We start from the raw sequence: 22688 nt of genomic DNA, 5'->3' as shown, positions 1-22688 counted from the left end.
CGAGCATGCCGCCCTGCCTCACTCGGTGGGTAGTTCGTGCGGACTCACCGGAGGACCGAGGAACTCGACACCCCATTTGACCCCGAACGCGTTGAGCGCGGCCTGGTCGGGCATGCCGTCGTGCATGGTCGCCGCCAGCTCCGTGAAGAAGGCCTCAGCATCGAGGGCGGGTGCGATGAGGATGTACTGGCGGGCAGGCTTGTCGGTGACGTTGACGAAGCCGTGCTCGACCCCGCCCGGGATGCTCACCACGTCGCCGACCTCGGCGTAGAAGCGCTTTCCATCTGCCTCGTACAGATAGCGTCCTTCGAGAACGCGGAAGATCTCCGCTTCATGATGGCGATGCCTCGGCGGCCCCTTGCCGGGCGCATTGATGGTCTCGATGAGGCAGAACTCCCCGGTGCTCGTGGCAGGCGGCATGCGGACGAAGAGATCGAGCCCGATGGCGGGGATCTTGATGGGGAGCTCCGTCCCGCGGGAATGAAGGAAGGATATGGTCATGGCTTCAGCCTCCTGAGGGTTGATGTCGCGCAGCGGCGGCTGCCGTCGCGTATGCCGGGTGAGTCACGCCGGAATGCGTCTGGTCGCAGTGCGCATCCGCGGCCCACACCTCCAGATAGCTGTCAGGCCCGTAATGGATGGTATTGCGCGAGAAATACGGCGGGACCTGCATGTCGAACTGCGCGTGCCCGTGGCTGACGTCGCTGCGCAGGAGATCCGTGCGGCTTGCGATGTCGAGGCGCAGGCGATCGCCGGGCCTCAGCACCACCGGCTGCGGCGTGAGGCTGAAGACCAGCCTCACGGGCGTGTCCGGCACCAGAGGCTCGGGCCTGTCGATGTCGATGGCGATCTCGGTGGCGGTGGAGCGCGCCGGGTCGATCCGGCGGCAGGCCGGCCGGACCGTGCCCATGGAGAGGATTTGGAAAGCGCCATCCGCCGAGATGAGGCCGGTGCGGGCAACCACGTGGGAGTCGATCTCGTTGGAGCTGAAGGACAGGCTCAGCGTCAGCGGGCCGGTGAGTTCCATCTCCTCGTCGACGGCCATCTCGTAGCTGAGGATCTGGTTCGCCACCTCGTCGAAGCCGGCACACAGGGTCGCGCCGAGGGGCACGGCCGCCCATCGGTTCAGCCCATCCTGCGGCGGGTCGCGTGTCAGCCGGTGCATGGCCGCGTCCGCGCCATTCGGCGCGAGGTGCAGCCGCATCGCGGTGCTGCCGGGAAGCGGCCAGCCTGGCGCCGCGCGATAGGCGTCGATCCCCTGCGCCCAGTATCGCACCGGCGCCTGGCCGGCATAGCCGTTGGCGGCGCCATAAAGGAGGTGGTCGAAGAAGGCGAGCGCCTCCAGCTGCCAATGGTAGGCCGGCAGATCATACTCGGGAGGACCGATGATCAGCCATCTCCGGTCCGGCGGCGTGCCGGCATTCTCGAAGAGGTCGTAGGCGCCGAACTGGTGCAGGTTCAGGTATCCCGGATTCTGCACCACCACGAAGGGCACCGTGATGTCGCCCAGCGTGCCGGAAGGGCCGGCCGGCAGGGGAGAGGTCCCTCGCGTCTTGCCGTCGAGCATCAGGGCCGCGAACAACTCGCGCGCCGCCGCCGTCGGGGTATGCCGCTGGAATCCCGCCATGATCCGGCTCATCCGCTTCTTCAGCTGGGGCCACCACAGGCGCTTCAGGGCGGAATTCGTCACATGGCTCGCCAGCGCGCGCAGCAGCGGCGGCACGCGCAGCGCGAACTGGAAGGGCGTGAAGTTTGCCCCCATCCAGAGCGCGAAGAAGGCCGGCTGCGGCGCGCCGCCGAACATGGCGACATGGCGGAAGAAGTCCGTGCACATCTCGATGGAGAAGAAGCCCTTCAGTGCCGGCGGATGCAGGCGCGCCACCTGCGGCTGCGTCATCCCGTAATAGGAGGTGCCGAACAGCACGACCTGCCCATCGCACCAGGGCTGCGCCGCCGCCCATGCGATGACCCTGGCATGGTCGGCCACGTCCGTGTCGTTGAGGTAGACGGCATCCTTGCCGCCCGAGCGGCCCATGCCGCGCCGGGCCACGATGACATGGGCATAGCCGCGATCCGTGAAGACGGGCGGGCTGCCGGTCTCGTTGTTCCCGGTCGGAGCGCCTGCGGCCTGCAATTCCTTGGAATAGGCCGCGAAGGCGATGACCGCGGGATAGCGGCCGGGGACCTTTGGCAGATGGACGTCGGCCGCCAGCGCGACGGCCGGCTCCACCTCGATCATCCGGTCCGCGAGGATGCGGCAGCCGAGCCCCGATCTCGCGGGCGGGCCGGGCGTCCAGCCCGCAAGCTGGGCCCCGAACAGCCCGCCCTTCAGCGGGACGAGATTGTCCCAGAAGCCCGGCTTCATGGGCGGCTCCGGCATGCCGGATGCCATGGCCCGCCGCGCCGGCTACATCTCAGAGACATCGAGCCCCGTCCTCGTCTGCGCCGCCAGCCTCATCTCGCGCAGGGCCCATTTCTGCGTCTCGTCCGGGATGAAGAAGCCGCCGATCCCGGACGAGAAGAGCAGGTCGAACACCTGCTCCGTCACGCGGGCCAGTTCCTGCTCGATATCCTGGCCCGCCGCGGGCTTCGGCGGCACCAGGATGACGACCGTGTCGTCCACCTGCTCGATGATCTCGATCTTCAGGTCGGGGCCGGGCGTGTAGCCGAATTGCTCGCACACCACCCCGACGGGATCGGCGAGCAGCCTGGCCCGGTAGGCGGGGTCGGTTGCGATGCGCTCGTAATACCGCTCGACGAAATCCGCGTGGCTCACGATCGGTCCTCCAGCTTGCGGGCGGCGTTGCGCAGGGCCAGCAGCCTGAACTTGGCCGCGACTGGAACCAGCCAGACGAACAGGCCCTTGCTGGACCAGAGGTCCATCTGGTTGAGAGGCGCGGCCGGCGGCGCCGATCCGGGGTCCCGGACGGGCGGTATGGTGAAGTAGATCCGGTCTCGGCGCTGCACCACCACCTTCACCTTGAGGCCGGCCGGCACCTCGATGCCCATGGATCCGAGCGCCCCGACCGGGTCGCTCTCCACGCGGGCGGCGAAGGCGTCGTCCGTCCAGACGCGCCGGGTCAGCTCAGCTTCGAAGTCTCCGGACATGGGGGTCTTCTCCATCAGGGTTCGCGATCGATGATCAGGAAGCTCGGGCCGCGATGCGCGAGCGCCCGCGCGAGAACGTCGCCGACCGCCTCGACGCCCGGGATCCGTTCGCTGCGCGCGCCGAAGCCCTCGGCAATCCGCTGCAGGTCCACATTGGGATCGCTGAAGTCCATGCCGACGAAGCGCGTGGTCTCCATGCTCGTCACCATCGCGGCGCACCACAGATCCTTGAGCAGCCGATACTCGTTGTTCACGAAGCACACGAAGATCGAGGGGATGGCGTATTTGGCCGCGGTCCACAGCGCGTGAATCGAGAACAGGCTGCCGCCATCGCCGACGAAGCAGACCGCGGGCGCGCCCGTCGCGAGCCCGATCCCCACGCCGAGCGGCATGGCCCAGCCCAGCCCCCCGCCGCGGGGCGAGAAATGCACATCGCGAAATCCAAGGCGAACGGCCATGTCCTGCACGATGGCGTCCTCGGACGAGCCTTCGGTGACGATATGGGTCGCCCGGTCGAGATGCCGCAGCACCGAGAGGATCAGCGCATCGCTCGGGCGCTGGCCGGAGGCCGGATAGCACGCATCCAGAGCCGCCTCGTCGACGATCCGTGCATCGGCCGGCGCCGCCGCGGCGCCCAGCGCCGACGCCAGCGCCCTCAGGGTCGCATGGATGTCGCCGAGCACCGCCATGTCGCAGGGAAAGTCGAAGCCGAGCTGGCTGGTGGCCGGCGCGATCTGAATGACCTGGAGATCGCCCGGCAGCGCAGGGATGCCATCATAGGTGAAGCTGTCGACCTTCTCGCCGATCAGCAGCATGGTGTGGTAGCGGCCGAGCGTCTCGTTGATCTTCCGCGTCGTCGGCGGAAGCTGGCCGCGGAAGTTCGGATGGAGCGGATCGACCGTGCCCTGTACATGGAAGGGCGCGGCATAGATGTCGGCGGCGAGCGCCGTCGCGATGCGGCCCACATCGTCGACGCCATGCGCCGCGCCGACGGCGTAGTCGGCAACGATGGCAAGCCCACCCGCCGGAACGGCCTTCAGGGCGCGGGCAACCTCGTCGATGGCGCGCGGCACCGTGTCCTCGATGATCCGCGTCTTCTTGAGCGTCGTGTGTTCCGTCTGCTCCAGCATGAAGTTCATCGGGATCGACAGGAACACCGGCCCTGTCGGCTGAAGCCTTGCCTGCAGGTAGCAGCGCTGCAGCGCGACGGCGAGATCGTCGGTGCGGGTCACCTCATAGGCATATTTCGTGGCGGTCTCGGCCAGTTGCGTGTTCGGCGCGCCGAGAACCGGGTTGTGGATGAGGAAGCGCGAATCCTGCTGTCCGTTGATCACCAGCATCGGCACGCCGGACATCAGCGCGTTGCGCATGTTGAACATGCCGTTGGCCAGGCCGGGATAGGTGTGCAGGCTGACGATGGAGGGCTTGCCGGTGACGAGCGCATGGCCGGCGGCGATGCCCACGGCGCTGGATTCATGCAGGGCCAGGATGTAGCTGGCTTTCGAGGCCGCCACAGCCGCCAGGAAGGTGGTCTCCGTTGTCCCCGGATTGCCGAAGACGAACGGAATCTCATAGGCCTCGAGGAAGTCCTGGATGAGTTCGCCGCCAGTCCGAGTGTTCACGTTGTTCTCTCCACAGGAATTGCCGCGCGCGCCGGGCGCCGGCGCTAGCCGTCGCAGCTCAGGTCAGGTTTTGCGGCATCCTTGCCGGGCATCCAGTGCGCGCATTTCGTGGTGCGGCCGATCCCCGGGTTGAAGGCGTTGCACGGGTCGAGCGCCTTGTAGTGCGACACCAGCCCGGGCTTGGCGTGATAGAGATGCCCGACATTGTGCTCGGCGGGATACTCCGCCCCACGCCGGTCGAGCAGCTTCCAGATGCGCTCCTCGATCGCCCGGCAGTCGTTGCCCTTCGCCACGATGTAGTCCTGATGGAAGACGTGGCAGAAGAAGTGGCCGCAGTAGAGCTTGTGGACGAGCGAGGTCTCGATCTCCTCCGGCAGCGTCTCGAACCAGTCATCGTCGTCGCGGCGCAGCGCGATGTCCAGCGCGACGATGTCCTCCACCTCCCGCTCGTGCACCGCGCGGTAGCGGATGGCTGCGCCGGCAGCGGCAAAGCGATGCAGGAAGGCCTTGTCGCCCTCGGCGGGCGTGCACTCGAAGAAGTCTCCCGTCTGCGAGGGAAAGATCAACCTCAGGTGGCCGCGCGCCTCCTCGATCCCCTCGTCGCCCATCTTGAGCAGGAGGTGGTGTTCGTAGCGGTCCCGGTACTCGGTCATGCGCCGGGGCAGGTGCTTCGGGAAGACGCGGCTGATGGCCTGCAGGATCCTGGCGCTCAGGTTCCGCGGCAGGAATCCCAGGCGCTCGCACAGGCCGTCGAAGGCGGCCTGAAGGGCGAAGAGCCGCGGGATCATGTCCGTTCCCAGGTAGTGGATGACCAGGAAGGTGTCCTTGCCGTACTCCTCCGCGCAGTTGAAGGAGGCGCGGTGCATGTACTCGCCCTCGATCGGCAGCTCCTTGAATCTCGCCAGGATATGGCGGCGGATGCCTTCGAGCTCCTTCGTGTCGTTCGAGCCGATGTAGAAGACAGCGGTCTTTTTCTCCTTCGGGAAGGTGTCGAGCCGGACCGCCATCAGCATCACCTTGCCCGCGCTGCCGGAGGCCTCGAACAGCCGCCGCGGATCCGCGTTGAAGCGGGACGGGGTTCCTGCCTCGACGTCGCGCACGTGCCGGGCGTAGTCGTGATCCGAGGCGACGCGGGACGGATCGTTGCTGACCTCCGCCTGCGTGAACGCCCCCTTCTCCACCTTGTCGAGGATCGTCTCCGGGTCGCTCCCGAGCGCGATGCCGAGATGATTGACGAGATGCAGCGCGCCCGCCTCGTCGACCCGGGCGAACAGCGCAAGCTGGGTGAAGGCGGGGCCGCGCTGGATCAGCGCGCCGCCCGAGTTGTTGCAGATGCCGCCGAACACCGAGGCGCCGATGCAGGAGGATCCGATCACGGAATGCGGGGCGCGGCTGATCTTGCTGAGGGCCTTTTCGAGGTGGAACAAGCTGGTGCCGGGCAGGCAGACCACCTGCGTTCCGTCGTTGATCAGGTGCAGCCCTTCGATGCGCATGGTGTTGATCAGCACGACGCCGCGGTCGTAGTCGTCGCCATCCGGTGTCGAGCCGCCGGTCACGCCCGTGTTGGAGGCCTGCATGATGACGATCCTGGCCGCGGCCACGCAGGCCTGCAGGACACGCCATTGTTCGACGAGCGAGCCAGGCCGCACCACGGCGACGACGGGGCCGCTGCCGAAGCGGATTCCGGTTCGGAAGCGGCGTGTCGCCCGCGGGCTCGTCAGGACATGGGAACGACCGACGATCCCCTGAAATTCCCGGATGAGAGCAGCATCATCCGTGGCCCTCGCAACAGGAGGAAGAATGGGGTCGAGAACCGTGGATTCCATGACAAATGCTCCGATGGCCTGGCCCAGCATTGTGCCGGCCGCTGTGTCGGAATCGGCTGTTCCGTCATGACCGATCCCCCTTGAGAGTCCCAGCGACCGGACGGTCCGGAAGCGCGCCTTCCGGCGGAGGCTCAGGCGCCGCATCGGCCCGCGCCTCCGTCGCCTGCCGCGAACGCTGCCGCGGTTGTGCCGGGATTCACCTCCGCCTTCACGATCCGGCCGTCCTCCAGCGCGACCACCCTGTCGGCGAATGCAGGATGCGCGGGTCGTGCGTGACCATCAGGATCGGCACGTTGCGCGCTCGCGCCAGCTCGCGCAGCAGCGTGGCCACCTCATGGCCGCTGGCCTTGTCGAGGGCCGCGGTCGGCTCATCCGCCAGCACCAGGCCCGGATCGGCGGCGAGCGCGCGGGCCACCGCGACGCGCAGACGCTGCCCGCCGGACAATCTTGCCGGCAGGCGGTCCTGGTGCGCGGCCGGACCGACCGCGCCGAGCAGCGCGCCGGCCCGCGCGAGCCGTTCCGATTCCCGGAGCACCCCGTCCTGCTCGAGCGCCAGGGCCACGTTCTGCCGCGCGGTGAGGAAGCCGAGCAGGTTGTGATGCTGGAAGATGAAGCCGATGCGCCGGCGCAACCGCATGCGATCGGATTCCCTGGTGCCGGCCAGATCCTGGCCGAGCACGCGCGCGCTGCCGCCCTGCATCGCGCGCAGCGCCCCGACCAGGTTCATCAGCGTCGTCTTGCCGCTACCGGACGGGCCGGTCAGCATCACGACCTCGCCCGGGCCGACCGAGAGATCGATCCCCTGCAGGAGCGGACGGCGAAGCTCGCCCTCGCCGTAGGCATAGGTGAGTCCGCGGAGCTCGATGGCGCCGTCCATCGCGCTCTTCCGCCAATTCCTTGCGGCCGGATGCGCGGAGGCCTCCGTCTCGTGGCCGAAGTCCGCGGCCGTCGGCCGCCACTGCTGCGCGTTCCTCATCAGAACATCTCCGCGGGATCGGCGTCCCGCAGCTTGCGCGCGGCCAGCGCGCCGGCGATCAAGCACATGGCCAGGATCAATATAAAGACCTGCCCCCCCATCGAGGCGCTCAGGCGCAGCGGCAGCAGGGTCGCGGCGCCCACGGCATCGTAGAGCAGGAACGACAGCAGAAGGCCGGGCACGAAGCCCGTGACGGCCAGGATCAAGGCGGCCCCCAGCACGACCCGCCCCAGATAGAAGCAGGAATAGCCCATGGCCTTCAGCGTGGCGTATTCCTTGAGATGCCCGACGATGTCGCTGAAGAGGATCTGGTAGACGATCACCACCCCGACCACGAGCCCCATGAGGCTGCCGAAGGCGAAGATGAAGCCGATCGGCGTCGACTCGTTCCAGTGGCGGTGCTCGCGCCCGTTCAGCTCGGCCTGGGTGAGCACCAGGACGTCGGGCGGCATGACCGCCCGCAGCTGCGCCTGCGCCGCCCCGATGTCGGCACCTGCGCGCAGGCGGATCGCCACCAGATCGACCGCCGAGGCGTCGCGCGCCCTCGCCACGCGGCGGAAGTTCACCTCCGAGAGCACGACGTTGCCGTCGGCCGCGAAGGAGGGACCGATCTCGACCAGCCCAACGACCTGCATCCGATGGCCGCCGATCTCCACGTCGATCGCGCCATGCTGCTCGGCCAGGAGGTGTGCGACGGGGCCGAACTCGGGCCGCGAGCGCCGATCGAAGGCCAGCGTGTCGGCCCGCTTCAGGCGATCCACCAGCGGGTCGAGGCCCGGGATGTCCAGGACCCCCGCTCCGGTGTCGACACCGATGATCTGGATGGGGCGCCGCGTGCCATCCGCCGGATTCCGCCAGCTCACCTGCGCCAGGTAGACCGGCACGGCGCGCTCCACCGCCGGCAGCGCCAGCGCCTGCTGGGCGCGCACCCGCGGCATCGTCTCCGAGCGATGGCTCGCGACGGTCATGGGATGCACCAGGAAAAGGTCGGCGCGCAAGGCGCCGACCAGCTTGGTCGCGCTTTCGAACAACGCCCCGCGGAAGCCGAGCTGCATGAATACGAGCACGGAAGCGAACAGCACGCCGGCGACGGCGGATGCGAACCGCGCCTTTTCATGGCACAGTTGCCGCCAGGCCAGCCGCAGCGCCAGGCAGGAGGAGACGATGAGCTCCGGATCGCGCGGGGATTCCCCGGTCATGGCCGGCGCGTGCGACATCGACAGGGATGCAGGCCCGTCGGTCAGCTGCAGCGGCCACTCCGGGGCGACGATCTGGTTCATGGGCGGATCGCCACCTGGACCTGCATGTTGGACCGGCGCGCGAGCAGCGGCACGGTCTCCGGTGCCAGGGAGAGCCGCACCTCGACAGTCCGCGCATCGATCGCGGCAATGGGATCGGTGCTGCCCTGGGGCGCGCGGCGCACCTGCCAGCCGATCTCGCGCACCGTCGTGGCGAAACGGCGAACCTCGCCCGGCACATCCACCTCGGCCGGCGCGCCGAGGCGCAGCCGCGGCAGATCGGTCTCATAGACATCGGCCACCACGTCGAGGCGGCTGAGATCGGCCACCTCCATCACGCCCTCGGTATTGGCACGTTCGCCGGCGCGCGCCATGAGGCGGATCACGGTGCCGTCGATCGGCGCGCGCAGCCTGGCGAGATCCGCCTCCGCGCGGAGGCGGGCCAGCGTGGTCTCGGCCGCGGCGAGCTCGGCTTCGGCCAGCACGACATCCTCGGGACGGGGGCGCGAGAGGGTCTCCAGCACGGCCTCGGCCTCGGCCTCGGCCCGCTCTGCGCCGGCGCGGTTGGCCAGGAAGCGGGCGCGCTCCGCCGCCGCCTCGGCACCGACGCCGCTGCGCTCCAGGCGCTCGGCGCGCTCAGCGTCACGGCGGGCGCTGGCCTCGACCTGGCGCAGCGCCTCGATGCGGGCGCGCTGCGCGACGATCTCGGAAGGACGCCCTCCGGCCTGGGTGCGTTCGAGCCTGGCGCGCGCCTGCGCCAGCTGGGCCGCGGCGGTCTTCACGGCGGCGTCCTTGAGCGCGGCGTCGCTGAATTCGGCCAGAAGCTGGCCCGATCGCACGGCATCGCCTTCGGCAATCAGGATCCGCGCGATGCGTGCGCCGTCCTGGCTCGGCGCCGGGCCGAGCCGCAGGATGCGGGAGGCAGGCTCGATACGTCCAAGCGCGCCGATGCCAAGGGGAGGCGCGGACGGTTCGCGCTCGCGCTCGGCTTCGCCCTGCCTGATCCAGAATGTCCCGCCGCCACCTGTGACCGCGAGCAGCATGACACCGAGCAGCCGTTTACGCGTGACCATTCCTCTTCCCCCCACCCGAACGACCCATTCACGTCGGCCGAGAAAGCGGATCGAACCAGGCCGCACGGACCTGGTGGACTGCTGCTGCCGACACATGATGACCCTGCATGACGAGTGGCTGACGGCGTGCGCGGTCCGATCCTTGGATCGCTGTGCCGCGCCGTCACGCCTCATCCCTTGGAGGACCAAGCACGGGGCGGAACTTGCCGGGACGGGCCGGCAGGGCTCATCACCACTTTTGGTCATCAACAAAACTATTTCGACTAGCGATAGGCGGTCCTCGGCCGAACGGGCCGGCGATGCGCTCCAGATGATGGAATCCATGCCCATCGGCAGCAGCGCCTCCGCGGGGCTCGCCCACGGGATTCGGCGCAAGAATGGGCGCGCATCGCCCCGGGCCGCACGTCAGCGCCGCGCCGATGCGCATCTCAGTTGCGCCGCGTCGTATAGCCGGGCGGCAGGTCCTCCGGGCTGCAGGCGATCACCGTCTCGTCGTCGCGCGCGCAATCCTCGAGGAAGGTGATGTCGGCGAACTCGTCGACGAGCTCGGTCGGATAGCTCGGCCCGGCATCGCGGTAGCGGCGCATCAGCTCGATCTGCGGGTTCTGGAAGCAGACGATCTTCTGCGGCGCGTCCACCACCCAGCGCGGAAAGAAGGTGGCGCCGTGCACGCGGCGCTCGGCGAGGTTCACCGTGACGCTCACGCAGGTCCCGGTCGGCTCGACCCAGGACACCTTGAAGACGCCGTCGCCGATGCGGACGACGTGGGCTACCTGGTCCTTGACCCAGCGCCCGCCGACGATGCCGCTGTGGACGCGGTATTCGATGCGGCGCTCGTTCTTGATGTAGAACTCGTACTGCCAGCCGTTCTCGTAGGTGTAGATATAGTGCTTGCCGACGAAGGCGGCGATCTCGGCGGGCCTGGTCGAGGCGAAGGGGGCGGTCATCCTGATCTCCATGCGGCAGGCCGCGTGGCGGGACGCCGGGCCGTTGCGGCAGTAGGAATGCGGCATGCCGGGCCGCACAGACATGACCAGTTCTGGTCAGGTGCCGGATCGGCTGGGCCGGGCGAGGATGCCTGCGACGGCTGGCGGCCCTTTCGCCCCGCCGCCGGCCCTGCTTTCGCCGGCACCCTGCCGATCATCGGGCCCGCAGGGTCGCCTTCCGCCAAGTTCGGCGCCGCGCGGCCGGCGGCATGCCGCCGGGCGGGCGCCAGGGCTCAGGACGGCGTGGTGCCCGGAGCCATCAGCCCGCCGGCCGCCGCGATCGCGTCGAGGCGCTGAGTGACCTGGAAGGCGCTCCTGAAGCGCTCGATATCCTCCGGCCGGCGCAGGAACCAGTAGATCGGCTGCTCGCCCGGCAGCCATTGCGGCCGCAGGCGGCGCACGACCTGCAGGGCGGCGCGCGCCTCCTCGATCAGGCCGGCTTCCGTCGCGGCCACCACCATCGTCCGGGCGCAGGGCGCGTAGTCCGGCAGGCGGGCGGCGCAGCGGCGCAGCTCGCGCAGCGCTTCCTCCTGCTGGTTGGCCATGAGCAGCGCGCGCCCGAGCACCGCCCGCGAGCGCGGCGGGCAGTGCGGATCGAGCGCCAGGGTCTCCCGCAGCGCGGCGATCGTCTCCTCGGGATGGCCGCCGGCGGTGAGCACCTCGCCGCAGGCCGTGCGGGTGCCGTAATCGGCCACGCGGCTGAAGCGCAGCGCGAGCCGCGCGGTCTCGATCGCTTCCTCCCAATGGCCGGCCAGGGCGAGGGCGAAGGCGAGGGCGGACTGGCAGAGGACGGACTCGGGGTCGAGCTCGACCGCCTTCCGGGCCAGCCGCACCGCCTCCTCCTCCGCGCCGCCGTGATGGGAGGGGCTCCACGCGAAGGTCACGACCCGCATCAGCGTGAAGGCCGCCCAGGCATAGGGCGCCGCGAAGCCCGGATCGACCTCGGTCGCGCGCAGGAACAACGCGCGCGCGGCGATCGTGTCCTGCTCCGTGCCCCGCTGGTGCAGGTCGCGCCCGATCAGGCTCAGCTCCCGGGCGGTCAGCTCGTCCTGCGGCTTCTGCTGCGCGCGGCGCAGGCTCCTGCGGCCGATCTGAAGGTCGATCGCGCCGGCGAGCGCCGCGATGGCCGACAGCGGCGGCGTGGCCGCGACGCCCGGCCATTTGACGCGATCCGCCCAGAAGGAGGTGCCGGTGACGATGTCCTCCATCCGCAGGAAGGCGCGGAAGGCCCCGCCGGCCGCGTGCACCTCGGTGTGGAGCGCGACGCCGCGCACGACGCTGGCATCCGGCCCGGCGACGACCCGCAGATCCTCGAAGTGGACGAGCTCGGTGATCAGGTCGGACGCGAAGGCCGGCGTCGTGCGCGCGGCCGCCTCGTCGCCGGGCGGGCTGGTGGCGGGAAGGACGAGCAGCGTGTCGCGCCGCACCAGTGCCAGGCTCTGCAAGGGCCCGCGCGGCGGCGTTTCCGTGCTGCGCGCGGGATCCGCCGACGCTGCCGGGGCAGCCGCCGCCTGCTTCTCCCGGCGCACCTCCGCGACCAGCAGGTAGCCCCGCCGCGGCACCGTGCGCAGGATGGTGGCGGCCTGCTCACCGAAGGCGCGCCGCAGGTCGCTGATGCACTGGGTCAGCGAATCGTCGGTCACCACGACGCCGGGCCAGAGCGCATCGAGCAGCTCCTCCCGGCCGAGCAGCCGGCCGGGATGGTCGAGAAGGTGGTGCAGCAGCGCGAAGGGCTTCGGCCGCAGCCGCACCTCCAGGCCGGCGGGGTCGAGCAGCCTTCCGCGCAGCGGCTCCAGCCGATAGCCCGCGAACAGGTAGCTGGTCTGATCCTCCTGCGGCGGCATCGCCCGGTCCGGTCATCCTCTGGGATCGGCCATTATGCCCGATCGCGGTGCCCCGCAAAGGAGGTTCGCGGCCGGCCGTCGGGCGCCGGGACGAGGAGGCGTTCCGGCCCGGCTCCGACGGCCAGGTGACGACGGACGAGTACAGCCGCAAGGAAAGGTTCGTGCAGTTCTTCACCGGCTCGGACAAGGCCGTGACTCGCGAGATGGACGAGAAGCTGCTGCAGGACGTGCAGGACATCCTGGGCGATGAGATGGGGTTGAAGGCCTTCAAGCTCGCCCGCCCGGAAAGCTTCGGCCCGAACGCCAAGGAGGGGCGAGGCAAGCCGATCACCGTGCGCCAGATCCGCGAGCTGGAAGGCTACATCAAGTCGCTCAGCCTGGAGGATCGGCGCACGGAGGCGACGCAGGGCGCCATGGCCTACGCGCCAGAAACGTCAGGCTTCACCAAGATCGCGAAGGAGCTGGGCGTGGAGGCGAAGCATCTCAGCGCCAACCAGAAGGCCTTCTACAAGCAGGTGCTGCAGCAGCAGGTCGGCGCCACGGTGGACAAGCCCTTCAACGACCCGAAGGAGGTCCGGCTCCTGACCGTCAACACGCTGAAATACGTCCTGGGCCTCAACGACGCCGCCATCCGCCGGAACCGCGCAGCGCTGGACCAGGCGGTGAAGGCGGGCGACGCGCTGGCCCGCAACATGGGCGCGCGGCAACCGGACGCCACGAGCCTGGTGGCCGTCCTGACGAGCTTCCGGGCTGCCACCGCCACCCATCAGGCGACCGCGAGCTTCGGCCAGGTCAAGGCGCAGGACACCGAGACGCGGGTGTGGACATGGCCATCGCGGAGGCGGTAGCGCGCCTGTCGCCGCGGGAGGCCCGGCAGATATTCGAACGGGCGATGGCGCCGCAGGGCGGCGGCCGGGCCCTGCTGCACGCCGCCCAGACGAATGCGGCCGCCATGGGCGAAGGGTGGGTGCTGCCCGGCGCCAAGTTCCCGCCGGGCGGAAGGACGGCCAGGGTGGCGACGTTGGTCACGGACTGCACGGTCTCGATGCTCACGGCGCTCGGCGAGCGCGGCGGCGTCGACCGTGCCAAGGAGAAGGTGGAGGAGTTGCGGAGGGCGAGCGAGACCGCGGCGGCGGCGGCCAGCAGCGCGGGGCAACCTGTCGTGGTCACGGCGGAGGGAGCCCGGGCCGCGGGCCTGAAGGGCCCCGGCCTCGCCAAGGAGCTGTCCCGCGGACTGGCCCGGGCGAGCGAAGCCGAGGGCAGGCTGTTCGACGAGATGGACGCGAAGGAAGATCAGGGACTCATCGCGGCAAAGGCTCGCCATCGGGCGATCGTGAGCCGCGTCCGCGACGGGCTGACGCTCGAGAAGCTCCCGGAGCTCCTGGCGAGGCACGAGCTGACGAAGGACGGCGAGCGGCCGAGCCCCGCGTCGCTCTCGGTCGTCAAGGGGATGATCATCGCGCAGGCGGACCGTCTGGCCCTCAGGCACCTCGTGGAGAACGGCCGGCCCGCCGGCCCGCCGCACAAGGACGAGATCTCGGGCTACATCGATGCCTCGCTCTCTGCGATCTCCCAGAAGGTCCAGGAGATCCTGGCCCCGAATCCTCCCATGGACGAGGCCGTGGGAGATCTCGTGCTGGCCGTCGCCAAAGGGACGCCGAAGCAGGCGGAGGAGGCGGTCGGCGCCTTCGCGGCGCATCTCGCCGCCACCGCGAAAGGCCTCGCGGCGCGGGCAGACGACATCGAGGCGCTGAACAACGACCTGTCGGCCGTGTCGGACCGGATCAGGGAGCTGAGCGATCCCGCGCGGGAGGAGGATCCCACGCTCGCCGATGCCGACCGGTCCGAGCTGCAGGCGCTGATACCCTGGCGGGAGAGCCTGCAGCAGCAGATCGCCACCCTGCAGGCCGTGTTGGCCGTGCAGGCCGCGGCGGACGAGAACACCTCGGCGGCCGCGACCGCGAAGAGCTCCGCTGCGGCCGCGCAGCACGAGGCGGCCGCCGATCCCGACAACCCCGAGAAGGCCGCCAAGGCGGCGAAGGCCGAGAAGGAGGCGGCGCTCAGGGCCCAGCGGAGCGAGGCGCGGGAGGTCGCGCTCCAGGCCGCGACAGGGCGACTGAACGGGAAGATCCTCGGCGACTGGGCCGCCAGCCTAAAGCCGCTCGAGGCGGCCGAGCTTCTGGCCCGGATCGAGCAGCTGCATGACGGGGTCCGCGGCTCGGCGGCGGGCTCCTCTTCCCGCGCACCCGCGCCGGGCCCCCTGGAGGCCTGCTTCACGGCGCTGGAGGACGCGCTGAAGGCGTCGCTGCAGGGGGTCAGCTGCGGGCGCGGCGAGTTCGCCTCGACCGATGGGATCGAGAAGGTGTTGCAGCGGCCCGATCTGGCGCCGGCTTCGGAACTGCGGACATATCCCTTGAACAATGGCGCGGCGGTCAGCCAGCAGTTCTGGAACGATCCGGATCGCTGCGACTTCGCGCTGAAGGGCGCGGATGGTCGGAAGGTCGCCCTGTCGGACGCGGCGGCCTTGCCGCCCCTTCCCGAGAACTCCGAGGAGCAACTGGACGCGCGGAACCGGCGGAAGCAGGCCGCCTCGCAGAAGCTGCATGACTTCGTCGGCAATCCGCAACTGGCCGAACGGGTCTCGCAACTCGTGCACCAGGGGGTGAGCGCTCCCTTCACGGATGCCATCGTCTTCGGACAGACCGACGTCAAGCTACATGACGGCTCCTCCGGGTTTCCGTCGGCGGATGGACACAGCAGCTTCACCCTGTCGAAGGAGAGCGATGGCGTCATCCGGGTCGATGCGAGCTTCAATGTGGACCGCGCCGTGCGGTTCGTGTCCTTGATGGGCGAGGGGCACCGGCTCGATCCGGACAAGTCGTTCCTGAGCCTCAACTACAGCATGCGGATCACCGCGGACTCCTTGGAGCTGCTGCCGAACGCCTCCTACGAGTTCAGCTTCGCCGACAAGGGACTGGCGTGACGGCGCAGTCCTCCGATGTTGCCAACGCCTTGGCGACCTCCGCCTGGCGCGATTCGGCCAGCCAGGTCGGCCGGGACGCGCCCTCGCCGGAAGTGTCGCCCGCCGCGCGCCGCTGAACGTGTTCCATCAGCCCTCCTCTGCTACACAGGAGTGCTACGCAGCGGCGGCCCTGAACGGCTCTGAGCCTTTGGATCCTGTGGAGAAACCAGGCTGGTTGGGGTGCTAGGATTCGAACCTAGGAATGACGGTACCAAAAACCGTTGCCTTACCGCTTGGCTACACCCCAGCGCCGCCCGGATGTAGCGAGGCCGCCCCCGCGCCGTAAAGCCCCCCGCCGGAGGCCCACCAGGCCGACGGCATGGCGCGCCCGGCCGCCTCGGCCCCGGCGGGCGTGGCGAAAAGGCCGAAGCAGGTCGCGCCGGAGCCGCTCATGCGCGCCAGCAGGCAGCCGGGCTGGGCGCGCAGCGCGGCCAGCACCTCGGCGATCTCCGGGCAGAGCGACAGCGCAGGTGCCTCCAGGTCGTTGGCCAGGCGGCCGAGATCCACCGCCATGGAGGCCGCATCCGGCCAGGACCTCGGCAGCGCGGCCGGCGGCGAGAACCCGCCCTGCCGCGCCCGGAACACGGCCGGCGTCGCCAGCGGCACGCGGGGGTTCACCAGCAGCAGCCCGCACTCCGGGAGCTTCGGCGCGGGCCGGATCAGCTCGCCGACCCCCTGCATGACCGCCGGCCGCGAGGCCAGGCAGACGGGAATATCCGCGCCCAGCGGCGCCGCGAGCGCGGCCAGCGCCGCCTCGTCAAGCCCGGTGCCCCAGAGACGGTTCAGCAGCCGCAGGGCCGCCGCCGCGTCGGCCGAGCCCCCGCCGATTCCCGAAGCCACCGGCAGGCGCTTGGTGAGCCGCAGCGCCGCACCGCGCGGCGCCAGTGCCCGCGCCGCGCGCAGCACGAGATTGTCGGGCTCGGCGGAGAGCGCCTCGCCGAAGGGCCCGTCCAGCGCCAGCGTCAGCTCTTCCGCCGGCTCGGCGGCCAGCTCGTCCGCCGCCGGCCCGAAGACCGCGAGGCTGTCGAGCAGATGATACCCGTCCGTCCGCCGCCCGGTGACGTGCAGGTACAGGTTCACCTTCGCGGGCGCGTGTTCCAGCATCGGCGGGCCCTTAGCGGCTGACGGGGATCGGCAGGCCGCCGCGCAGCTTGGTCTCGATCCGGCTCGCCTCGGCCGGGTCGGGATCCATGGTCAGCGCCCGCCGCCACTGGAACCGCGCCTCGTTCTGGCGCCCCAGCGCCCAGTACACGTCGCCGAGATGGTCGTTCACCGTCGAGTTGCGCGGCTCCAGCTCCACGGCGCGCTCCAGCTGGCTCACCGCGCCCGGCAGGTCGCCCATCTTGAACAGCACCCAGCCGAGGCTGTCGGCGATATTGCCGTCCTGCGGCCGCTGCAGGGCGGCGCCTTCCAGCATGGCGCGCGCACGGGTGAGGTTCACGCCCTGATCCGCCCAGGTATAGGCGAGGTAGTTCAGGACATAGGGCTGATCCGGCGACAGCTGCAGCGCGCGGAGGAAGTCGGCCTCGGCGCCCGGCCAATTGCCCGAGCGCTCGCGCGCGATGCCGCGGGCGTAGAAGAGTGGCCAGTCGTATTCCCGCACCTGCTCCAGCCGGCTGATCGCGGCGTCATAGGCGGTGGCAGCCTCGGCGAAGCGCGAGCGGCGGCGCAGGATGTCGCCCAGCCGGGTGAGCGGCTGCGGCAGGGTCGGCACCGTGGCGGCGGCCTGGGTCAGCAGTGTCTCCGCCTCGGGGAGGCGGTCCAGCCGGTCGAGCAGGGCGGCGCGGCGGAGCTGCGCAGGGCCGAAGAGCGGATCGTCCGAGCGGATCTGGCCCAGCACCGTCACCGCGGCCTCGAGCTGCTCGCCCTCGGTCAGGGTGTCGGCCAGCAGCAGCAGCGCTGGGCCGAAGCTCGGCCGCAGCCGCAGGGCGAGGCGCGCCAGCAGCCCGGCCATCTCCTCCAGCCCCTGGCCGCGCAGCGCGCTGCCGAGCGCCACATAGGCCTCGGCGATGCCGTCGGCGGGGCCGGTGATGCTCTTCTGCGTGAGCACGGCGGTGCGGGCCGGCTCCAGCACCGCCAGCGCCAGCTCGTCATGCGTCTCGGCGAGCTGGTCCAGCAGGCGCAGGGCGTCGGCGTTGCGGCCGGCGCGGTTCAGGATGCCGGCGGCGAGCAGGGACAGGCGCAGCGTCGGCTCGGGCTGGCCGGCGAGGGCCAGGCGCACATAGCGCTCCGCGTCGCGCGGGCGGTTCGCGACATCGGCGATCAGCGCTGCATGCAGCGCGTTCAGCGCCCGGAAGCGGCCCTGCTCGGCCAGCGGGCGGAGCAGGGCGATGGCCTGGTCCGTCTGGCCGCGGCCGGCGAGGCTCCAGGCCATGAGCACGGGCTGCAGGGCCTGCATCGGGCCCTGGCGGCCCAGCGCCCGGGCGCGGCTCTCGGCGCGGTCCCAGCGCTGACTGACGATCTCGGCGCCGAAAAGCACGAGCTGGGCGGAGGTGTTGTCCGGCAGGCGGCGTGCCAGGCGCAGCGCCTCCGGCCTTCCGTCCATCAGCGCGGCGGCGAAGGCCCGCTGCACGATCTCGAGCTGGTTGGGCTCGGCCCGCAGGGCGGAGAGGAGGTTATCGGCAGCGACGGCCGTGTCCTGCTCGTCCGACGCGAAGCGGCCGACCAGGAAGCTGCCGAAAACCGTGCCCGCCGCGCTGGCATCGGCGCGGGAGGGGGCGGTGCGCCCGCTGCGGTCGGCAACGTCGAGGCCACCCGCCGCGCAGGCGGCAAGGAGGCTCGCGCAGAGCAGCGCGAGGCGGGGGGGAGTGCGGCTCTGAGCCATAGCCTGGAATGTAGCAGCAAAGCTGCGCTGCACCATGGGTCGTGACCTGTTCTCCACACCGGTTCAACACATTGTGACATTTGCGCATCGGAAGGTTGAAAGCCGCGGGCTTGAAGCAGCCCCTGTGCCATGCGCTCATGTGCCTGACCGTTTCGAGACAGGATTCGATGCTTCCGCCCAGCCTCTATGCCGACACCGCAACGCCCCGTCTCGACACGCCGCCGCTCGAAGGAAACGCCCGCGCCTCGGTCTGCGTGATCGGCGGCGGCTTCACCGGGCTCTCGGCCGCGTTGCATCTCGCCGAGGCCGGGACCGACGTGATCCTCATCGAGACGGAGGAGCCCGGCTGGGGGGCCTCGGGCCGCAACGGCGGGCAGGTCAATCCGGGTCTGAAGCCCAATCCGGACGAGGTGGAGGCCGATTTCGGGTCCGAGATGGGCGGCCGCATGCTGGCGCTCTCCTACGGGGCGCCGGACGCGGTCTTCGATCTGATCCGCCGCCACCAGATCCCATGCGAGGCGCGGCAGGAGGGCACGGTCCGCGCGGCGATCGGCGCGTCCAACGCCGTCACCGTCGGCGCCACCGCGGAGCAGTGCATCCGCCGCGGCGGGCCCGTGGAGATGCTGGACGCGGCCGGCGCGGCGGAGCTCACCGGCACGGACCGCTACGCCGGCGCGATGCTCGACCGTCGCGGCGGCGACCTGCAGCCGCTCTCCTATGCGCGCGGGCTGGCGCGGGCGGCGATGCAGCTCGGCGCGCGCGTGCATGGCGGCACGCCGGCGACCGGCCTCGCGCGGACCGAAGGCGGATGGCGCGTCACGACGCCGAAGGGCGAGATCGTCGCCGACAACGTCGTGCTGGCGACCAACGGCTATACTGGCGACCTCTGGCCTGGCCTGCGGCGCAGCGTGGTGCCGGCCTACAGCTCCATCGCCTCCACGGCTCCGCTGGCCGAGGAGGTCGCGCGGCGGGTGATGCCGCGACGGGCCTCGCTCTACGAGGCCGGGCACATCACGGTCTATTATCGCATGGACCAATCCAACCGGCTGCTGATGGGCGGCCGCGGCCCGCAATCGCCGCTCACCAACCTCGAGCCGGTCCGCTACCTCATGGAATATGCCGCGCGCCTCTGGCCGGAGCTGAAGGGCGCGGAGTGGACGCATGGCTGGAACGGCCAGATCGCCGCGACCAAGGACCATTACCCGCATCTGCATGAGCCCGCGCCGGGCCTGCTGGCGGGCCTCGGCTACAACGGCCGCGGCGTGGCCATGGCGACGGCGATGGGCCGGCAGATGGCGCTACGGCTGCTGGGCCGGCCGGCGGCCGAGCTCGACATGCCGGTGCTGCCGATCAGGCCGATCGCCTTCCACGGTTTCTGGAAGCTCGGCGTGGCCTGGGTGCTTCTTCAGGGACGCCTGCGCGACCGCTTCGGCATCTAGCTCCGGCGGATGTTCCAGAAGATGTTGAAGCCCCGCAGCATGTCCGTGAGGTTCGCCCGCGCCGCGGTGGAGTAGAAGACCTGCCCGAGCGGCAGGAAGGGCACGGATTGCAGCGCCTCGCGCTGGATGTCCTCGCAGATCCGCTTCTGCTCGGCCTCGTCGGCGCTCTCCAGCCATCGGGTCCGCAGCGCCTCGATCCGTGCATTCGTCGGCCAGCCGAACCAGGCGCGGTCGCCGGTGCCGCGCAGCGAGAGATGGCCGGCGGGGTCGAACATGTCCGAGCCGGAGAAGGTGGTGAAGAAGGCGCTCCACCCGCCCTGGTCCACGGGATCCTTCTTCGCGCGGCGCTGGATCACCGAGCCCCAGTCCATGGTGAGCTGGTCCACGTTCATGCCGATGCGGCGCATGAGGTCGCAGGCCACCTCGCCGATCGCCATCAGCTTCGGACTGTCCGTCGAGACCAGGATCGCGGCGCGCTCGCCGCGGTAGCCGGCGGCCTCCAGCGCGCGCTTGGCCACCTCGACGCTGGCCGGCTGGCGGAGCACCTCCATGCCGGCGTCGTTCGCCATGGGCGAGGCCGGCGCGAAGACGCCGATGCCGTCGCGCCAGAGGCTGCGGTCCTCGCCCATCATCGCCAGCATGAACTGGTCCTGGCGGACCGCCGAGAGCACCGCGCGCCGCACCCCCGGATTGTCGAAGGGCGGGTGCAGATGGTTCACGCGCATCAGCGCCAGGTTGCCCAGCGGGTCGAGCTGGTGGATGCGCAGGTTGCGGTTGCGCTGGACGAGCGGCATCAGGTCGGAGGGCGGGTTGGCCACCATGTCGACCTCGCCCGCGAGCAGCGCGTTGACGGCCGTGCCGCCGTCGGGCTGCACCAGCCATTCGACGCGATCGAAGTTCACGATCTTCGGGCCGGCGGTGAAGCTCGGCGTGCCGTTCTCGCGCGGGCGATAGTCGGCGAAGCGTTCGTAGACCGCGCGGGCGCCGACCATGCGCTCGTCCGTCTTGAAGCGGTAGGGGCCGCTGCCGCAGACCTCGGTCACCTGGGTATAGGCGTCGGTGCGGGCGAGCCGCTCGGGCATCATTGCCGGATAGGGCGCGCCGCTGCGGGCGAGGCAGAAGGCCAGCCGGGGAAAGGGGCGCTTGAGGCGGAAGACCAGGGTGTCGTCGCCGGTCGCCGTCAGCTCCTCGGTTGCGGCCCAGAGCGCCTGGCCGAAGGAATCGCGCCGGCACCAGCGCGCGACGCTCGCCACGCAATCCCGGGCCAGCACGCGCTCGCCGTCGTGAAACTTCAGGCCGGGGCGGAGCGTCAGCGTCCAGCGCAGGCCGTCGTCGGAGACCGTGTGGCCTGCCAGCATCTGCGGCTGCGGCCGATAGTCGGAATCGAGGGCGAAGAGCGTGTCGTAGATCATCGCCGCGTGGTCGCGGGTGATGTAGGCGGTGGTCCAGATGGGGTCGAGCACGGTCACATCGGTGAGGGGCACGTGCTTCAGCACGCGGCTGCCCTGCGCGGCCGCGATGCCGGGGGCGGGGAGGAGGGGGGCCGCGGCCATGCGCAGCGCCGTCCGGCGGTCGATCATGCTCCGTCTCCGTCAGATTGCTGCGACGCAATCTGGGCGGGGAGCAGGCGAGACGCGAGCATAGAATGAGCCTCGAGGCTTGCCTCCGGTCGCGACGATGGCCAATCCTTGGGCAAAGGCGCAGGGAGGCGCCGTCCGATGCTCCATCGCCGTTCTTTTCTCGCCGCAGGTGCCGCGCTGCCGATGGCGGTGCAGGCGCAGACCGCCTGGCAGCCTACGCGGCCGCTGCGCATGATCGTCCCCTTCGTCGCCGGCGGCAGCACCGATGTCGCGGCGCGCCTCGTCTCGGACGCGATGGGCGAGAAGCTCGGCCAGCCCGTGGTGGTCGAGAACCGCGGCGGGTCCGGCGGCAATATCGGCGGCGAGATGGTGGCCCGCGCGCCCGCCGACGGCCACACGCTGCTGATGGGCGTGACGGGGCTGCTCACCACCAACCCGCACATCTACCGGACGATGAGCTTTTCCCCCACGCGCGACCTCGCGCCCGTCGGCATGTGCTACACCAGCGACCTCGTGATCGTGGTGCCGCTCTCGCTGCCCGCGCGGAACCTCGCCGAGTTCATCGCCCTGGCCAAGGCGCGGCCGGGCGAGATCTCCTTCGGCTCCTCGGGCCACGGAGCTTCCACGCATACGGCGGCCGAGCTGTTCCGCATCGCGGCCGGCATCGACATCCAGCACGTGCCGTATCGGGGCTCGGGCGGGGCGATGAACGATCTCATCGCCGGCAACATCCAGATGATGATGATCCAGATCGCGGGCGCCGTCGGCGCCGTGCAGGACCGGCGCCTGCGCGCGCTCGCCGTCACCGGGCCGCAGCGTCACGCGCTGATGCCGGAGGTGGCGACGCTGGCGGAGCTCGGCTTCCCGCAGGCCACTGCGACCTCCTGGGGTGCGGTGATGACCACGGGGGGCACGCCCGCGCCGGCCGTCGCGCGGCTGAACGAGGTGCTGCGGGAATCGCTCGCCTCGCCCCTCGTCGTGCAGCGCATGACCTCGGCCGGCGTGGATCCGCAGTCCAGCACGCCGGAGGAGCTGGCTGCCTTCATCGCCAGCGAATCCGAGAAATGGGGCCGCGTGGTGCGCGAAGCGCACATCACGGTGGAGTAGCTGGAAGTCCGATCGTCGAGGGCCGAATGGCCGGAGACGTGAA

Annotated in this window: 18 protein-coding genes and 1 tRNA gene; 4 read left to right on the top strand and 15 right to left on the bottom strand. The window is 70.4% G+C overall.

Going from position 1 to position 22688, the window contains the following annotated elements; genetic code table 11:
- Nucleotides 1–18 precede the first annotated feature (18 nt).
- From AC1ROY_RS22700 to AC1ROY_RS22650, 11 genes are all read right to left on the bottom strand, one after another.
- Nucleotides 19–501, bottom strand: coding sequence for a cupin domain-containing protein (locus AC1ROY_RS22700; RefSeq protein ID WP_493151172.1), 483 nt, complete (start codon nucleotides 499–501; stop codon nucleotides 19–21).
- A gap of 4 nt (nucleotides 502–505) precedes the next feature.
- Nucleotides 506–2380: a CocE/NonD family hydrolase gene (locus tag AC1ROY_RS22695; protein WP_493151171.1), complete on the bottom strand. Its 1875-nt coding sequence runs from the start codon at nucleotides 2378–2380 to the stop codon at nucleotides 506–508.
- A gap of 27 nt (nucleotides 2381–2407) precedes the next feature.
- On the bottom strand, nucleotides 2408–2776 hold the full coding sequence (locus AC1ROY_RS22690) for a hypothetical protein (protein ID WP_493151170.1): 369 nt from the start codon (nucleotides 2774–2776) through the stop codon (nucleotides 2408–2410).
- Nucleotides 2773–3108, bottom strand: a complete 336-nt coding sequence (locus AC1ROY_RS22685) for a hypothetical protein (RefSeq protein ID WP_493151169.1) — start codon at nucleotides 3106–3108, stop codon at nucleotides 2773–2775. Before AC1ROY_RS22685 ends, AC1ROY_RS22690 begins: the two co-directional genes overlap by 4 nt.
- 14 nt (nucleotides 3109–3122) lie before the next feature.
- Complete coding sequence (locus AC1ROY_RS22680; RefSeq protein ID WP_493151168.1) at nucleotides 3123–4730, bottom strand: thiamine pyrophosphate-binding protein; 1608 nt, start codon at nucleotides 4728–4730, stop codon at nucleotides 3123–3125.
- Between the two features lie 44 nt (nucleotides 4731–4774).
- Nucleotides 4775–6556 (bottom strand): D-lactate dehydrogenase, encoded by a 1782-nt coding sequence (gene dld, locus AC1ROY_RS22675; RefSeq protein WP_493151167.1) that lies wholly within the window; start codon nucleotides 6554–6556, stop codon nucleotides 4775–4777.
- A 208-nt stretch (nucleotides 6557–6764) separates the two neighbouring features.
- On the bottom strand, nucleotides 6765–7532 hold the full coding sequence (locus AC1ROY_RS22670; RefSeq protein WP_493151166.1) for an ATP-binding cassette domain-containing protein: 768 nt from the start codon (nucleotides 7530–7532) through the stop codon (nucleotides 6765–6767).
- Complete coding sequence (gene devC / locus AC1ROY_RS22665; protein WP_493151165.1) at nucleotides 7532–8812, bottom strand: ABC transporter permease DevC; 1281 nt, start codon at nucleotides 8810–8812, stop codon at nucleotides 7532–7534. The genes AC1ROY_RS22670 and devC overlap by 1 nt, the downstream gene beginning before the upstream one ends.
- On the bottom strand, nucleotides 8809–9939 hold the full coding sequence (locus tag AC1ROY_RS22660) for a hypothetical protein (RefSeq protein WP_493151164.1): 1131 nt from the start codon (nucleotides 9937–9939) through the stop codon (nucleotides 8809–8811). The genes devC and AC1ROY_RS22660 overlap by 4 nt, the downstream gene beginning before the upstream one ends.
- A gap of 332 nt (nucleotides 9940–10271) precedes the next feature.
- Nucleotides 10272–10874: a phenolic acid decarboxylase gene (locus tag AC1ROY_RS22655; RefSeq protein ID WP_493151163.1), complete on the bottom strand. Its 603-nt coding sequence runs from the start codon at nucleotides 10872–10874 to the stop codon at nucleotides 10272–10274.
- A gap of 188 nt (nucleotides 10875–11062) precedes the next feature.
- Complete coding sequence (locus AC1ROY_RS22650) at nucleotides 11063–12673, bottom strand: winged helix-turn-helix domain-containing protein (RefSeq protein ID WP_493151162.1); 1611 nt, start codon at nucleotides 12671–12673, stop codon at nucleotides 11063–11065.
- A 161-nt stretch (nucleotides 12674–12834) separates the two neighbouring features.
- Between AC1ROY_RS22650 and AC1ROY_RS22645 the strand changes: the two genes are divergently transcribed.
- Nucleotides 12835–13521 carry a hypothetical protein gene (locus tag AC1ROY_RS22645; RefSeq protein ID WP_493151161.1) on the top strand — a complete coding sequence of 229 codons (687 nt, stop codon included), beginning with the start codon at nucleotides 12835–12837 and terminating at the stop codon, nucleotides 13519–13521.
- A gap of 44 nt (nucleotides 13522–13565) precedes the next feature.
- Nucleotides 13566–15656, top strand: a complete 2091-nt coding sequence (locus tag AC1ROY_RS22640; RefSeq protein ID WP_493151160.1) for a hypothetical protein — start codon at nucleotides 13566–13568, stop codon at nucleotides 15654–15656.
- Between the two features lie 211 nt (nucleotides 15657–15867).
- Here AC1ROY_RS22640 and AC1ROY_RS22635 read toward each other — a convergent pair.
- The 3 genes from AC1ROY_RS22635 to AC1ROY_RS22625 all read right to left on the bottom strand — a co-directional run bounded on the left by AC1ROY_RS22635 (nucleotide 15868) and on the right by AC1ROY_RS22625 (nucleotide 18519).
- Nucleotides 15868–15942 (bottom strand) — tRNA-Gln (locus AC1ROY_RS22635).
- A complete protein-coding gene (locus tag AC1ROY_RS22630) occupies nucleotides 15933–16799 on the bottom strand; it encodes a 4-(cytidine 5'-diphospho)-2-C-methyl-D-erythritol kinase (protein WP_493151159.1) in 867 nt (288 codons plus the stop codon). The genes AC1ROY_RS22635 and AC1ROY_RS22630 overlap by 10 nt, the downstream gene beginning before the upstream one ends.
- 10 nt (nucleotides 16800–16809) lie before the next feature.
- Nucleotides 16810–18519: a tetratricopeptide repeat protein gene (locus AC1ROY_RS22625; protein WP_493151158.1), complete on the bottom strand. Its 1710-nt coding sequence runs from the start codon at nucleotides 18517–18519 to the stop codon at nucleotides 16810–16812.
- A gap of 167 nt (nucleotides 18520–18686) precedes the next feature.
- On the opposite strand from AC1ROY_RS22625, the gene AC1ROY_RS22620 reads away from it, so the two are divergent.
- The gene (locus tag AC1ROY_RS22620; protein ID WP_493151157.1) at nucleotides 18687–19958 is read left to right on the top strand and encodes an NAD(P)/FAD-dependent oxidoreductase; all 1272 of its coding nucleotides are present in this window, start codon (nucleotides 18687–18689) and stop codon (nucleotides 19956–19958) included.
- Here AC1ROY_RS22620 and AC1ROY_RS22615 read toward each other — a convergent pair.
- Nucleotides 19955–21538, bottom strand: coding sequence for an ABC transporter substrate-binding protein (locus tag AC1ROY_RS22615; protein ID WP_493151156.1), 1584 nt, complete (start codon nucleotides 21536–21538; stop codon nucleotides 19955–19957). The two genes, AC1ROY_RS22620 and AC1ROY_RS22615, sit on opposite strands and share 4 nt — an antisense overlap.
- A gap of 138 nt (nucleotides 21539–21676) precedes the next feature.
- Between AC1ROY_RS22615 and AC1ROY_RS22610 the strand changes: the two genes are divergently transcribed.
- Nucleotides 21677–22645, top strand: coding sequence for a Bug family tripartite tricarboxylate transporter substrate binding protein (locus AC1ROY_RS22610; RefSeq protein ID WP_493151155.1), 969 nt, complete (start codon nucleotides 21677–21679; stop codon nucleotides 22643–22645).
- Nucleotides 22646–22688: the final 43 nt, after the last annotated feature.

Source organism: Roseococcus sp. GW821-FHT12F05, from assembly GCF_058806835.1.
This window is presented reverse-complemented; position numbering and strand designations above follow the sequence as displayed.

Coding starts and splice junctions, on each gene's coding strand:
- AC1ROY_RS22620 (WP_493151157.1), top strand. CDS start 18,687: ATGCTTCCGCCCAGCCTCTATGCCGACACCGCAACGCCCCGTCTCGAC.
- AC1ROY_RS22660 (WP_493151164.1), bottom strand. CDS start 9,939: ATGTGTCGGCAGCAGCAGTCCACCAGGTCCGTGCGGCCTGGTTCGATC.
- AC1ROY_RS22625 (WP_493151158.1), bottom strand. CDS start 18,519: ATGGCTCAGAGCCGCACTCCCCCCCGCCTCGCGCTGCTCTGCGCGAGC.
- AC1ROY_RS22670 (WP_493151166.1), bottom strand. CDS start 7,532: ATGAGGAACGCGCAGCAGTGGCGGCCGACGGCCGCGGACTTCGGCCAC.
- AC1ROY_RS22630 (WP_493151159.1), bottom strand. CDS start 16,799: ATGCTGGAACACGCGCCCGCGAAGGTGAACCTGTACCTGCACGTCACC.
- AC1ROY_RS22610 (WP_493151155.1), top strand. CDS start 21,677: ATGCTCCATCGCCGTTCTTTTCTCGCCGCAGGTGCCGCGCTGCCGATG.
- AC1ROY_RS22615 (WP_493151156.1), bottom strand. CDS start 21,538: ATGATCGACCGCCGGACGGCGCTGCGCATGGCCGCGGCCCCCCTCCTC.
- devC (WP_493151165.1), bottom strand. CDS start 8,812: ATGAACCAGATCGTCGCCCCGGAGTGGCCGCTGCAGCTGACCGACGGG.
- dld (WP_493151167.1), bottom strand. CDS start 6,556: ATGGAATCCACGGTTCTCGACCCCATTCTTCCTCCTGTTGCGAGGGCC.
- AC1ROY_RS22655 (WP_493151163.1), bottom strand. CDS start 10,874: ATGTCTGTGCGGCCCGGCATGCCGCATTCCTACTGCCGCAACGGCCCG.
- AC1ROY_RS22650 (WP_493151162.1), bottom strand. CDS start 12,673: ATGCCGCCGCAGGAGGATCAGACCAGCTACCTGTTCGCGGGCTATCGG.
- AC1ROY_RS22640 (WP_493151160.1), top strand. CDS start 13,566: ATGGCGCCGCAGGGCGGCGGCCGGGCCCTGCTGCACGCCGCCCAGACG.
- AC1ROY_RS22695 (WP_493151171.1), bottom strand. CDS start 2,380: ATGCCGGAGCCGCCCATGAAGCCGGGCTTCTGGGACAATCTCGTCCCG.
- AC1ROY_RS22700 (WP_493151172.1), bottom strand. CDS start 501: ATGACCATATCCTTCCTTCATTCCCGCGGGACGGAGCTCCCCATCAAG.
- AC1ROY_RS22685 (WP_493151169.1), bottom strand. CDS start 3,108: ATGTCCGGAGACTTCGAAGCTGAGCTGACCCGGCGCGTCTGGACGGAC.